The sequence below is a fragment of the Picosynechococcus sp. PCC 7117 genome, assembly GCF_001693275.1.
Classification (GTDB): domain Bacteria; phylum Cyanobacteriota; class Cyanobacteriia; order Cyanobacteriales; family MRBY01; genus MRBY01.
Map to the genome: position 1 here is coordinate 202,250 of NZ_CP016477.1, position 13,688 is coordinate 215,937.

Below are 13,688 nucleotides of genomic sequence, written 5' to 3' on the forward strand. Positions count from 1 at the left end.
ATTAATTCAGAAGCCAACAATGGGACTTGAACCCACGACCTACGCATTACGAATGCGTTGCTCTACCGACTGAGCTATGTTGGCGCTTTTGCGAGAATTTATTGTACTACATTTTTCTGCGGCGCTTGGGGAAAATTTTACGGCTATTGGTGCATGAGTTGGGCCAGCTTTTGCTTGAGGCGTTTGGCTTCGGCGGGATTTTGGGTTTCGTGGAGGGCGATCGCCTGCTTAAAGAATTTCTGGCTTTCGGCGATTTGGCCAATGCGGAACAGGAGCGCGGCTAAATTTTGGTGCGTCCAAGGATTGAGGGGGTTTAATTTCAAGGATTTTTCGTAGGCATCAATGGCTTCGCCCACTTGACCCAGGGCTTTGTAGGCCAAACCGAGATTGTAGTAGCCAGGGGCAAAGGTCGGATCGATTTTTAAGGTGATCTGATGTTGGGCGATCGCCGCATCGGGTTTGCCGAGGGTCTGTAAAAGCGCGCCGAGGTTGTGGTAAGCCCCAATTTTTAGCTTGTCTTGGAGGGGCTGCTCTCCGGCGAGTTGATAATGCTTGATTGCTTTTTCGGGTTCGTGGTTTTGGCGGAAAGCGTTACCCAGATGGTAATGCAACTCATAGCGGAGGTTGGCGCTTTCGTTCGCGCTGTATTTCAAACCCTGCTTGAGAATCTTGAGGGCCTGTTTGGGTAACCCTTCACCCAAGTAAATGCCCCCCAACTTACTGCACACATAGGGATCATTGGGATGGCCTTCGTAATAGGCCTCCATCGCCAATTTGGCCCGGGTGCTCTTTTCTAATTTGGCGATCGCCGTCCGTTGATAGCCCGTATGGAAAATCGCCACCTGCGGTAACTCTGTAATCTGCCATTGGGGTTCTGTGGCCAACAAAGTCTGGACGCTATCATCGATCATTGCGTGGTAGGGCCGCGAAAATTCTAGGGAGGGGTGACGGCGAAATAACCGCGACACCAGGGAATAGGGAGATTGACTCGCACCAATTTCATAGCGGAGCAGATTGACCACCAAAGTATCCGGCTTGGCGATCGCCGCTTCGATGGCCGGAATTACCTTCGGGTTTAAGGTCTCATCCGCATCCAAAACCAAGACCCATTCTTTCGTCACCAGCTTGAGGGCTTCGTTCCGGGCCGCCGCAAAATCTTGATTCCAGTCGAAATGGCCCACCGTCGCGCCAAATTCCTTGGCGATCGCCACCGTTTCATCCGTTGACCCCGTATCGAGAATCGCGATTTCCCCCACGAGATCCTGCACACTCTTGAGACAATCCCCCAGGGCATCCGCTTCATTCTTGACGATCATGCACAAACTTAAGCGATCTTTTATGGCGGCCACTGGTTTACATCCCAAACTCAATACAACATTCAGGCAAATTGTACCGGAAAGTGCTTCACTCTCTTTTCCAATCGCTAGACAAAAAAATAAGGGAGTTACCTCCCCTTGGCGAATCTTGAAATCATTCAGCAAAAGCTAGTTGGTATATCAACTGCTCAGCACTACGCCTGTAAAATCTTTAAGCTAAGAGATTCACCGTAATGGCCGCACCAATCAATAGAACTCCCACAGCTAAGGCAATTACCCCTAGCATCGTGTAATCCAGTCGTCTCTGCGCCGAGGACTTTTCCTCTTCATAAACCTCAGGCGTTACCGCGTAGTTATTGACTAAACCCTGCTCACTGACTGTATAACCAGCCGTTGTATCAACGCTCTTATCTGTTTCTTGTTTCGGGTCTGGGGTGAATTCGCCTTCCCGCGCTTTCCTTGCTGCGACTTCTGCCGGCACAAGCTCTTCACCACTACTAATATCTTCAGGTTTTAGGTTTTCAGGAACAGAAATATTTTGGGTATCCTTATCCATAAAATGAAATGCCTCGCTTTCTTGCAATAAAGATTAAAATTGACGATTTTCCAAAGCTTTGAAGCTTATTTCAATTTTAATCGACACTTTCATTATAACAATTCAATGACAGGCCATCATCTATCGAACGTAAGAGATTAGTGCCAATCAATAATATTTATTATTCTGCTTTTTTCTCTTTTAAGAAGAGTTACCTTGGTTTTTTTAAATAATTCTTAGGCTTGATTTAAATGACTCAAATAACTGACTTTCACTAACCTTAATCCGGTAGTTACCGTCGTGGAATCAAGCTACAAACAAACTTTCGTCGATCATTTGCCAAGTCGAGGTTGTGGAGGCAATCAAACTTTTGTACCGGAATTTTTTTGCCATTAATGCGTAATACAGCGCGATACTCCCAATAATACTTTGCACTGCGCTTCAGAGATACCAAACAAATTTGTTGTTCCCCATAAACACGGCATAACTCACCGTAGGCTGGTGCTGCCCACCAACAAAGCCCGATTAGAATAACGAAATAAATAACGCGCCCCATACTGCCCTAAACAAAAAAAAGCCGAATACCAACTATAGTATCCAGCCCTCGGAGATTGACAATGAAAATTGAAGAGGTTAGTGCAAAGACTTAGAGGAGACCGAAGAAGTGGAGTACCCCTTGACCTGTTGCTACTTCGAGAATGATCGCTGCGATGAAACCGATCATTGCCATGCGGCCGTTGAGGTTTTCAGCAGAAGCGGTGAAACCAAATTTCTTGTCGTCCATGATGGGTACCTATGTGAAGAAAATAAAATTGCTTGCTGGTATCAGCTTAACAAACTGTTACGTTGATCCGCCACAACTCTGGGGCCATGATTGTTTGATTTAAGTTTTGAAATTTATAAGCAAAAATTATATTTCGACCTAGATAACCGTGAAGCAGGAGAGCCAAACAGACAAAAAAGTAGCCGTAGGCTTAAAGCTACGGCCTTTGCAGTCAAGGGACAATCATGTTTGGTGGTTAATAGCCAGATTCTTCTTCGTATTCGTATTCTTTCTTTTTCTCCGGAATGTTAACCGCCGGAGGTTGGTAGGGAGTTTCGTCAAGGGTGTCGTCGTCCCAAACGTCACCGGCGACGTCTTGGGGATAGCTAGGGGCTGGTTCTTCGTACTCATAGGCTGTGTCGTCGCCCCAGTTGCTACTTTCGTCGTAGTCGTCATAGCTCATGGCGCGGGCCTGCTGGCGTTGGGGTGGGGGTGGGGCGATCGCCTCTTCTTCCCACTCATCTTCCCAGGTATTAATCGGTTGGCGCGTTTCCACAGGACGAGAAATCGGCTGCTGGAGGGGCACCCCCGTACCCAGTTGATTTTCCGGGCGGGCAGTGGGCGCGTAGTAGATATCTTCCTGTTCCCGTTCCCAGGGAGGGCGACCAATGCCTAGGCGTTCGAGGAAACCCACACTAATTTGACTGAGGCGCTCTTCGGCCCCTTCAAAAACAATGAGTCGGTTAGGGCCGCTGCTCACGACTTCTTCAATGGGGAGTTCGTAGGTGCTGATCACCTGTTCTGGAATTTGGGGCAAGCCAATGGAAGCGATAATGATCGAAGAGACGGTGCCGCTTTCGAGGTCAAACTGAAAATCACGCACCCGGCCTAGGGGTTCGCCCGCTTCCGTAATTACTTCGCTGTTGATCAGAGGACTGTAAGCTTCGACATCCACATCAGCCAGCACATCCTCATCTTCAACGAGAATGACATCTCCGGTTTTGGTGATCGCCTCTAGATACATATATTTGGGCATTCCAGAGACCGAGAAAATACTATCCCGTAGCCCTAGGGAAACGACTTCGCGACGGTCAATGTCCACTAATACATCCTTGACAACCCCTAGGCGCGTCCCTCGATTGCGGGTAATCACCTGGGTGTTAATGAATTCGTTGCGTAGGCGGATAGAATCAATGCTCATATTGTCTAAATTAATGGCGATGCGTTAGTGGAAACAGGAAAAATCAGCTTAAAGGTAACGGGGACATGTGAAGGTTCAGGGGAAACAGCACCGGAAAGTTCCGTACAATAGCAAAAGCAAAATGTTGAGAGAATTGATCTCGACTGTGCACCGTAGCCTAGGGGCAATTATTCAGCAGACTCTATCATTTCGGGGTATTCTTGACAACTTTTCCATTGCGTGGGTGGTTTTATTTTAGCGAATCGCGCCGGAAATTTGAGATGATCATTTTTTTCCAGCAAGGGATTTCGTTATAATTGACTGCCGATATTGTCAGCTATTTCCATATTTTTTGCGTATTTGCCACAACTCCCAAAGATCTATGGTGGAATTAACCGATTTAAAGCGTTCCCTCGAAACTGTCCAAGCGCACCTGGGGAAAACCCAGGACTATCTTTGACCTAAAAACCTTAGACGCGAAGATTTTTGACCTCGAACAACAGGCGGCCCAGCCAGAATTTTGGGAGGATCAACAAGGGGCCCAAGACATCCTCCAAGAGCTGACGGAGCTAAAGGGTACCGTGGCCCAGTATCAACAGTGGCAAGGTCAGTTTGAAGATGCGGCGGCGATCGCCGAATTATTGACCGAAGCAGAAGACCCGGCCCTCCTCACGGAAGCGATGGAAAACCTTGATGGTCTCCAGAAGGAACTAAACCGCTGGGAACTGCAACAGATGCTCTCCGGGGAATATGACAACCTCGGTGCTGTGCTGACGATTAATGCCGGGGCTGGGGGCACCGATGCCCAGGACTGGGCGGAAATGCTGTTGCGGATGTACACCCGCTGGAGCGAAAAACCAGGCTATAAGGTGCGGCTGGCAGAAATTTCCGAAGGGGACGAAGCAGGCTTAAAATCGGCCACCCTCGAAGTGAGCGGGCGTTACGCTTTCGGGTATCTCAAGCATGAAAAAGGCACCCACCGCTTAGTCCGAATCTCACCCTTTAATGCCAATGGCAAACGCCAAACGAGCTTTGCCGGGGTGGAAGTGATGCCCATTTTGGGAGACGATGCTGTTAAAGTCGATATTCCCGAAAAAGATTTAGAGATCACCACATCCCGTGCAGGCGGCAAGGGGGGACAAAACGTCAATAAAGTTGAAACGGCGGTACGGATTGTCCATTTACCTACGGGGGTGGCTGTGCGCTGTACCCAAGAGCGATCGCAGTTACAAAACAAAGAAAAAGCCCTGGCGATCCTCAAGGCAAAATTATTAATCATTGCCCAGGAACAACGGGCCCAGGAAATCGCCGAAATTCGGGGAGACATGGTAGAGGCCGCCTGGGGAAATCAGATCCGGAACTATGTTTTTCACCCTTATCAAATGGTCAAGGATCTGCGCACCAACCACGAAACGACCGATGTGGATGGTGTCATGGATGGCGACCTCGATGCTTTTATTGAAGCCTCCCTGCGCCAGGACACCTGGGTGGGAGACTAGCACCGGGGAATGGGGAACGGTGAGCTAAAATGCAAGGTGGCAAAATTTCGTGGCTTCTTCAGTTTTGGATATTTTTCGCCTCAAACGCTTCGATCAAGTCGTCCTCGCTGCCCTTTTTAGCCTTACGTTAGCGGTGGCACTGCTGTGGGGATTTGGCGATCGCACCCTCACCCAAGTGCAGGCTTTCAGTTGGGAGGGGCAACAAATTGGGGTAGCAGACCAAAAATTTCAACTGTCCTTTAACCAGGCCCTCGATCCAGCCATCGTCACGGAAAATTTCACCATTGAACCACCCCTGGCAGGCCGTTGGAGTTGGGTCGGCAAAACATTTTTCTATAGCCTTGATGAACGCCCCATCTACGGCCAGGATTATCAATTCAAACTAGCTGCTCCTACCCCAGAAGCGGCAGAGAAGCCCAATATCGTGCCTTTCTTGAGTCGGGTAAAAAGTCGAGACCGGGCCTTTGCTTACATTGGCACCGACGGCACTGACCGGGGCCGCTTGATTTTGTATAACCTGACTCGCCAGGAAAAAAGTGTCCTCACCCCAGCCGACCTCATCGTTCTCAATTTGGATGTGTATCCTGAAGGCGATCGCCTGTTATTTTCTGCCATTCCCCGCGGATCGGCCCAGGCTGAGATTGGCGACCAACAACTCTATACCGTGAGCACAGGCTTAAATTTCCAAGGCTCTACCGACAGCCCCCCACCTGCCGGGCGCATTCAATCGGTTCTTACAGCTAAAGACTATCGCAATGGGGCCTTTCAACTTGCGGACAATGGAGAACGGATCATTATTCAGCGCACAAATCGAGAGAATCCCCGCGATCGCAGTTTGTGGGTCATCGAAGGTCAAGCCGAGCCCCGCGCCCTAGGGATTCCCGCCGATGACTTCCTCCTCGCCCCCAATGCTGAAGTTGTTGCCATTTCCCAACAAAATAAACTCTCCCTCGTGCCCCTAAATCGTAATGGTGGTGCCGTCCAAGCCAAGGAAGAATTTACGAAGCTCCTCGCTTTTTCCCCCGACCAAACCCAACAAATCGCCCTCCAGCAGGCCAATGGCGTTTACTCCCTCCACCGCATCGACGCCCAGGGTGAAGCCACAGAAATTTTACGCACCCTCACGCCGATTATTGATTGTCGCTTTGAACCCCGCGCGGCGGAACTTTTGTATTGCCTCAAGCTGGATCGAAATGAAACCTCAGGCCAAGTGCTTGAGGAACCTTTTCTCAGTGCCTTGAATCTCAAAACAGGGGAAGAAACTGCCCTCCTCGCTTTACCGAATTACCGGGATGTGGGCCTGAGCATTGCCGCCGATGGGGTTGCCCTCCTCTTCGATCAGGTGGTCACGACTCCACCAACGCCCACCAGCGATCTGTTTACTTCCACGGGCCTGGCGGTGGAAGGGGGCCGACTCTGGCTATTGGCGCTCCCGGAGTTGGAGACAGATACAGAAATTCAGCCTGTTCCACCGGAATCTCTGCTGCCGGGCTATCAACCCCAGTGGATTCCTTAACGATTTTTTTGCTGCACTTTCCTTTTTTAATGGGAGCAATTAGCCCCCGTAGATCCTATGACCGTTTTGAAAACCATGACCCGCATTGATCGTCTTGCCCTCCTGTTGATTGTGATCTTTAGCCTGATGATCGGCATCGGTGTCGGCGGTGAGCAACTGTGTGGCGTGGATTGTCCGATTAATACCGGGCCGAGGGTGCGGGAATTTTCTTGGCAGGAACAACGCATTGGTGGTGATGATACGGCCTTTATTTTGACCTTCGACCGACCGATGGATGCGGTGGGGGTCGAGGACAATTTAGTTATTGATCCACCGCTCCCTGGCAAGACCAGTTGGGCGGGTAAACGCTTGGCCTATACGCTGTTGGCACCGGCTCCCTATGGCCAGGATTATCAATTAACCTTACGGGGGGCGCGGGAAAAATTTGCGGCTTCGGGAAATCTAGGCAAGACGATGCAGCCATTTTCCAGTAGTTTTCGCACCCGCGATCGCGCCCTGGCCTATGTGGGCACCGATGAGACACAACAGGAAAAGGGACGGTTAATTTTATACAACTGGACAAAGGACGAGAAACGCATTTTAACGCCGCCGAATTTGGTGGTGCTGGACTTTCAGGTGTATCCAGAGGGGAAAGCAATTTTGTTTAGTGCGGTGGATCGGACGCGCCCAGCAGAAGGGATTCAGGATAGTCAGCTTTATCGGGTGAGCACAGGCCTTGGAGAAGATGATGCGTCTGCGGATTTGGAACTGGTTTTAGATAATCGCACCTACCAAAATTTGCAGTTTCAGTTGGCCGCCGATGGGGAGGCGATCGCCGTGCAGCGGGTCAAGCGGGATGATCCAGCGGACTTTGGGCTGTGGCTCGTGATGCCTGGGGAAGAGCCGCAACCGTTGGGCTTGTCGGGGGGAGATTTTGCGATCGCCCCGGACGGGAAAACCATTGCTCTGCCCCAGGGGAAAGGGATTGGTATTTTCTCCCTAGAAGATATTCAAGAAGAACCCCTCGACTTTTTGCCCCGTTTCGGTCAGGTGGTGACGTTTTCGCCCGATGGGACAACGGCGGTACTGGTGGATTTCAACAGTGATAATCCGGAGTTACGCTATCGGCGATCGCTTTATTTGGTCAATAGTCGTAACCAAGAACAAAAATTACTGGATACGGACGGCTCGGTGCTGGATTGCGACTTTAACCCCACGGAAACCCAGCTTTACTGTTTGCTGACGGAATTAATCCCTGGGGACGAATACCGGGAGCAACCCTACTTTGCCCAGATTGATCTCGAAACCCAGGCAGTTTATCGCCTCGCCCAGTTGACCCAATACCAAGATATTGCCCTCAGCATGGCCCCCGATGGCCTGGGGTTGCTCTTCAGCCAGGTGGTGACGGACATTACCGACGTGGAAGAACCCTTTTTCCGGACGGCATCCGGGGAGGCGATCGCCGGGGGGCAACTTTGGCTTATTGTTCCTGGTGAAACCCCCGACCAAACTCAGTTGGAGGCCCTACCCTTTGCGGGAGTTTATCCCCGTTGGCTGCCCTAGAATCAGCTTTTAAAGCAGGATTGAGGCCCGTTCTGCCAATGGCGATCGCTCACCTTTGAGGAGGGTAATGTGACCGGCGATCGCCTCCTGTTTAAATTTTTCTACCACATAGGTCAGCCCATTACTGGACGCATCCACATAAGGATTATCAATCTGCTCGACGTCCCCGGTGAGGATAATCTTGGTGCCTTCCCCGGCTCTGGTCAAAATGGTTTTTACCTCGTGGGGCGTTAAATTTTGCGCCTCATCAACGATCAAAATTTGCCGGGGAATCGTACGGCCTCGGATGTAGGTCAAGGGTTCGATTTGCAACAAGCCTAATTCCATCAGTTCCTCGTAGCCGTGCCGCCAGTGGCGCGGTTTGTCTTTGAGGTCTTGGGTATTGAAAATCAGATCTAAGTTGTCGTAAAGGGGCTGCATCCAGGGGGTAAGTTTCTCTTTTATTTCCCCCGGCAGATAGCCCAAATCTTTCCCCATGGGCACAATGGGCCGTGAAATGAGCAGTTGATTATAAAGACGTTCCCCGGCCACTTTCGCTACCCCAGCAGCGAGGGCCAAGAGGGTTTTACCTGTGCCCGCTTTCCCGACCAACGTCACCAGTTGAATCTCATCCTGCAGCAATAATTCCAGGGCAAATTTTTGTTCACGGTTGCGCGCTTGGATATTGGAAACCGGGGCTTTCGTTGCTTTATGGAGGGGCACCACCTGATGCTCATCGCCGCGACAAATCCCCAGGGCAGTGTGGGTTGGCTTTAGGCGATCAACGAGGGTTACCGCCTGATTAGGAAAAAAGCTTTCGGGTAGGGTCACAGTTCCGTCTTGGTAAAATTTGGCGATCGCCTCTGCATCTACAAGAACTTCCGCCGTTCCCCCATAAAACTCATCGAGGTTGACCTTGCCCGTTTCATAATCTTCCGTAGTCAGGCCCAAGACACCGGCTTTAATGCGTAGGTTCGTGTCCTTACTGACGAGGACGACCGGACATTGACAATTATTTTGTTCCGTTAGGGCCACCGCCAAGATTTCATTATCGCCAGAATCCCCTGCCAATTCCGTCGGCAAAGTTTCGAGAATTTCTGGTTTACAGAGGGCGACCCGCAGCAAGCCTCCCTGATCGAGGGTGATTCCCTGCACCAAAGATCCCCCATGGCTGAGGGCATCAAGGGTACGGGAAACTTGCCGGGCATTGCGACCGATGGAATCGACTTGTTTCTTGAAACGGTCTAATTCTTCAATAATCGTGATCGGCAAGACCACTTCGTTATCCGCAAAGGACAGCATCGCCTTGGGATCATGGAGCAGGACATTCGTATCCAGGACAAAGACTTTTTTCATAGAGATCTGCCAAAGGATCAATAGCTCATAGTTCTATCGTCCTTTGTTTGATCCCGTCAGTGTTACCTTTGCAATAAAAATTCTTTTAGGAAGAACCGAGCTTATGGGTTAATAAAGTATTTAGGCAATTAATTCTCAACAAAGTTAACCCGTTTATATAATTCTGAAAGTTTAATTTCTAGCGCAGCAAATTTGAATTTGATGACAGCATTTTCCCCCATTAATTCAGTTAATAACCATTGGCGATCGCCTACCTTTTGATAAAGCTCTACCCGTGGGTGGGTCTGATCGATTAACAAATACTCTTGTAACTGGGGAATCGTGCGATAAAGGGCAAATTTTTGATTTTTATCAAATCCTTCGGTGGAGTTAGAAAGTACCTCAGCGATCATAGAAGGATTTGTCACCGCCATTTGGCTCTCGTCAAGAAAAACTGGTGCACCTTCAATCATCATCACATCAGGATAAAGATAACTAGCCACATCTGGTAACCAAAGACGCATATCACTGACGAAGATTTCGTATTGGCGATCGCTGATTTCAAACGGCAATAAGCGACTTAGATTTAAAGTCAAACGATTGTGATTTGCGGAAGCCCCTGCCATGGGAATAATTTTTCCTTGAATAAATTCATGTCTTAAGACTGATCTCGCTTCCTGTTCGAGATAATCTTCTACCGTAAAAAGTTGAGGGACTGTAGAAATCATTATCGATCTCCGATTTCATTGAGCCGATAGACGGTTAACGTTGCTTTGAAGCCAATATTAAGAGTCTTTTTCTATTTTTAACAAGATGGTCTTTAAAATAAAAAGTAACGTTGGGCCATGGGTAAAACAGTGGCCGGTTCACAGACGAGCATTTCCCCATCGGCCCGCACATGGTAGGTTTCAGGATCTACTTCCATTCTAGGCAGGTAATCATTCAACTTCAGGTCGCGCTTCGTCAGGTTGCGGCAGTTGGTAACAGGTAAAACGGTTCTCTGGAGACCCAATCGTGTCGCCACATCTGCTTCCATGGCCGCTTGGGAAACAAAGGTGAAGGCGGTAGATTGCATTGATTTCCCAAAATTGGCGAACATTGGCCGCATGTGGATTGGTTGCGGTGTGGGGATGCTGGCATTGGGATCGCCCATCTGGGCGTAGGCGATCGCCCCCCCTTTGATCACCAGTTCCGGTTTGACCCCAAAGAAAGCAGGTTTCCAGAGACAGAGATCGGCGTATTTTCCTTCCTCAATGGAGCCAACATAATTAGAAATGCCGTGGGTGATCGCTGGGTTAATTGTGTATTTGGCAACGTAGCGTTTAATGCGGAAATTGTCGTTCTCCCCAGTATCCTGGGCCAGAGCGCCCCGCTGAACTTTCATCTTATGGGCCGTCTGCCAGGTGCGAATGATTGTTTCCCCAACGCGCCCCATGGCCTGGGAATCTGAGGAAATCATGCTAAAGGCCCCCAGGTCATGCAAAATATCTTCGGCGGCAATGGTTTCCCGACGGATGCGCGACTCGGCAAAGGCGACATCTTCAGGGATACTGCGATCGAGGTGATGGCAAACCATCAACATATCCAGGTGTTCTTCTAGGGTGTTGAGGGTGTAGGGACGGGTCGGGTTTGTTGAAGATGGCAATACATTCGCTTCACCACAAACTTTGATAATGTCCGGTGCGTGGCCACCCCCAGCCCCCTCGGTGTGGTAGGTGTGGATGACACGATTTTTAAAGGCGGCGATCGTATCTTCCACAAAACCTGCTTCGTTTAGGGTATCGGTGTGGATTGCGACTTGCACATCAAATTGATCGGCGACCGAAAGGCAATTGTCGATGGCGGCGGGGGTTGTACCCCAGTCTTCGTGGAGTTTGAGGCCGATTACCCCGGCACGAACCTGTTCGATTAGTCCTTCTGGTTTGGCACTGTTGCCCTTCCCTGTAAACCCAAGGTTAATGGGAAACCCTTCGGCGGCTTCGAGCATCCGAGAAATGTGCCATTCCCCAGGGGTGCAAGTGGTTGCGTTGGTACCGGTGGCGGGGCCAGTGCCGCCACCAATCATCGTCGTGATCCCAGAGGCGATCGCCACCTCGATTTGTTGGGGACAAATAAAATGCACGTGGCTATCGATGCCCCCAGCGGTAAGGATATGGCCTTCACCGGCGATCGCCTCCGTGCCGGGGCCAATAATAATGTCGATATTGTCTTGGATGTCAGGGTTGCCAGCTTTGCCGATTTTGTAAATTTTGCCGTCTTTGATGCCGACATCGGCCTTGACGATGCCCCACCAGTCCACGATCAGCGCATTGGTGATTACGGTATCCACCGCCCCATCAGCACGCGTCACGGCGGATTGCCCCATGCCGTCGCGGATCACCTTCCCGCCCCCAAATTTCACCTCATCCCCATAGGTGGTGAAATCCTGTTCCACTTCCAGCCACAGTTCCGTATCTGCCAAGCGCAGGCGATCGCCCACCGTGGGGCCATAGGTTTCTGCATAGGCACGGCGCGACATCCGGTAACTCATGGGGACTCCTTCTTGCGTTGAGGCTCAAATTCTCAGTCCAGATTACCCCATCTCCTAAGCCCCGAACCGTAGCTGAGACAACTTGTTAGATCAGCGATATTTCACCCGCAAACTTCAGGATTTGAACTTTCATTACCCAAAGTGATGGCGGGGTTCTTTTTCCCTTGGGGAGGCGCTACCTTAAACGAAAAAATAGCAAGCAATACGCCCCCATGGATTTAACCTGCCCGCTTCCCTTACAAAATACTTCCCATGTACTGTTAGCCCATGGCGGCGGTGGCAAACTGATGCAAGACCTCATCGACAAAATGTTTGCCACGGTCTTTGGTGAGCCTTGCACGAGCCATGATGCGGCGGCCTTACCCGTATCGGCGGAGAAACTCGCGTTTACGACGGATTCCTATGTGGTGCAGCCCCTCTTTTTTCCGGGGGGAGACATTGGCAAATTAGCGATTTACGGCACGGTGAATGATCTGGCGATGGCGGGAGCGCGTCCCTTGTACCTTAGTGTGGGCTTTATTTTAGAAGAAGGCTTACCCTTAGAAACCCTCTGGCGGGTGGTGGTCTCGATGCAGCAGGCGGCCCAGGTCGTCGGCGTACAGATCGTCACGGGGGATACGAAGGTGGTGGAGCGGGGTAAGGGAGATGGTCTGTTTATCAACACATCAGGCATTGGCATTATTGAATCTGGGCTTAATATTCAACCGAAGGCGATCGCCCCTGGGGATGCGATTTTAGTCAGCGGAGATCTCGGTCGCCATGGCATCGCGATTATGGCCCAGCGGGAAGGGTTAGCCTTTGAAAGTCCCATTGAAAGTGACTGTGCTCCCTTGGTGGAGCCGGTACAGGCTTTGTTAAAAGCGGGAATTGAGATTCATTGTTTACGGGATATCACGCGGGGCGGGCTAGGGGCGGTCTTGAATGAGTTGGCGATCGCCGCTGGATATCAGTTTAAAGTCCATGGCAATCAAATTCCTGTAATTGAAGCGGTGCGCGGGGCTTGTGAAATTTTTGGCTTTGACCCGGTACATATCGCCAATGAGGGCCGCTTTGTGGCGATTTTGCCAGCAGCAAAGGCGGCGGAAGGCCTAGCGATTTTGCAGCACCACAACCCCAACGCCCGTCAAATTGGTCTCGTGACAACCCAAAACTGTGGGGAACAACATTTGGCGATCGCCCCCGTGATTGTAGAAAATGATCTGGGGGTAACACGCATTTTAGAACGTCTGAGTGGTGAACAATTACCGCGAATTTGTTAAGTATTTTTTGTACGTTGATTAAAATTATGAGCTGCCAAATTTTTCCGGAATTAAACAATAAAATAATTGTTTTATAGCGCGATCAAATTTATCTTAATTCGCAAAAAGCTGGTGCTAATCTTTATACAATCAAGGTTCGTTTGTAAGACTTAACATTTTAGAGAAAAAGCTTAAATTTTTCTGTAGAATTCTGAGGTTTCAAGGCGTTTAATTGATCCTTGGGATTAATCCTTT

General features: G+C 50.1%; 11 protein-coding genes and 1 tRNA gene. 4 read left to right on the top strand and 8 right to left on the bottom strand.

Annotation, left to right across the window (positions count from 1 at the left end; all coding sequences use genetic code 11):
- Positions 1-11 precede the first annotated feature (11 nt).
- From AWQ22_RS00985 to AWQ22_RS01010, 5 genes are all read right to left on the bottom strand, one after another.
- Positions 12-84, bottom strand: a tRNA-Thr gene (locus AWQ22_RS00985).
- A gap of 59 nt (positions 85-143) precedes the next feature.
- A complete protein-coding gene (locus AWQ22_RS00990) occupies positions 144-1,340 on the bottom strand; it encodes a glycosyltransferase (protein ID WP_084449024.1) in 1,197 nt (398 codons plus the stop codon).
- Positions 1,341-1,527: 187 nt separating this feature from the next.
- A complete protein-coding gene (locus AWQ22_RS00995; protein WP_012305821.1) occupies positions 1,528-1,872 on the bottom strand; it encodes a hypothetical protein in 345 nt (114 codons plus the stop codon).
- Between the two features lie 625 nt (positions 1,873-2,497).
- On the bottom strand, positions 2,498-2,635 hold the full coding sequence (locus AWQ22_RS01005; protein ID WP_012305823.1) for a chlorophyll a/b-binding protein: 138 nt from the start codon (positions 2,633-2,635) through the stop codon (positions 2,498-2,500).
- A gap of 235 nt (positions 2,636-2,870) precedes the next feature.
- Positions 2,871-3,815: a PRC-barrel domain-containing protein gene (locus AWQ22_RS01010; protein ID WP_012305824.1), complete on the bottom strand. Its 945-nt coding sequence runs from the start codon at positions 3,813-3,815 to the stop codon at positions 2,871-2,873.
- A 364-nt stretch (positions 3,816-4,179) separates the two neighbouring features.
- Here AWQ22_RS01010 and prfB point away from each other — a divergent pair.
- The 3 genes from prfB (at position 4,180) to AWQ22_RS01025 (ending at position 8,351) form a co-directional block, all read left to right on the top strand.
- A protein-coding gene (gene prfB / locus AWQ22_RS01015) for a peptide chain release factor 2 (RefSeq protein WP_157094643.1) occupies positions 4,180-5,293 on the top strand; the annotation gives its coding sequence in 2 pieces (ribosomal slippage) (positions 4,180-4,251 and positions 4,253-5,293; 1,113 coding nt in all).
- 49 nt (positions 5,294-5,342) lie between these two features.
- The gene (locus tag AWQ22_RS01020; protein WP_084448937.1) at positions 5,343-6,809 is read left to right on the top strand and encodes a hypothetical protein; all 1,467 of its coding nucleotides are present in this window, start codon (positions 5,343-5,345) and stop codon (positions 6,807-6,809) included.
- A gap of 57 nt (positions 6,810-6,866) precedes the next feature.
- The gene (locus AWQ22_RS01025) at positions 6,867-8,351 is read left to right on the top strand and encodes an Ig-like domain-containing protein (RefSeq protein WP_065709906.1); all 1,485 of its coding nucleotides are present in this window, start codon (positions 6,867-6,869) and stop codon (positions 8,349-8,351) included.
- Positions 8,352-8,360: 9 nt separating this feature from the next.
- On the opposite strand, the gene AWQ22_RS01030 is transcribed toward AWQ22_RS01025, so the two are convergent.
- The 3 genes from AWQ22_RS01030 to ureC all read right to left on the bottom strand — a co-directional run bounded on the left by AWQ22_RS01030 (position 8,361) and on the right by ureC (position 12,195).
- Positions 8,361-9,686, bottom strand: coding sequence for a PhoH family protein (locus AWQ22_RS01030; RefSeq protein ID WP_065709907.1), 1,326 nt, complete (start codon positions 9,684-9,686; stop codon positions 8,361-8,363).
- A gap of 128 nt (positions 9,687-9,814) precedes the next feature.
- Positions 9,815-10,393 (bottom strand): Uma2 family endonuclease, encoded by a 579-nt coding sequence (locus AWQ22_RS01035; RefSeq protein WP_157094561.1) that lies wholly within the window; start codon positions 10,391-10,393, stop codon positions 9,815-9,817.
- 92 nt (positions 10,394-10,485) lie between these two features.
- Positions 10,486-12,195: an urease subunit alpha gene (ureC, locus tag AWQ22_RS01040; protein WP_065709909.1), complete on the bottom strand. Its 1,710-nt coding sequence runs from the start codon at positions 12,193-12,195 to the stop codon at positions 10,486-10,488.
- A 212-nt stretch (positions 12,196-12,407) separates the two neighbouring features.
- Here ureC and hypE point away from each other — a divergent pair, with 212 nt between their 5' ends.
- Positions 12,408-13,454 carry a hydrogenase expression/formation protein HypE gene (hypE, locus tag AWQ22_RS01045; protein ID WP_065711589.1) on the top strand — a complete coding sequence of 349 codons (1,047 nt, stop codon included), beginning with the start codon at positions 12,408-12,410 and terminating at the stop codon, positions 13,452-13,454.
- Positions 13,455-13,688 lie beyond the last annotated feature (234 nt).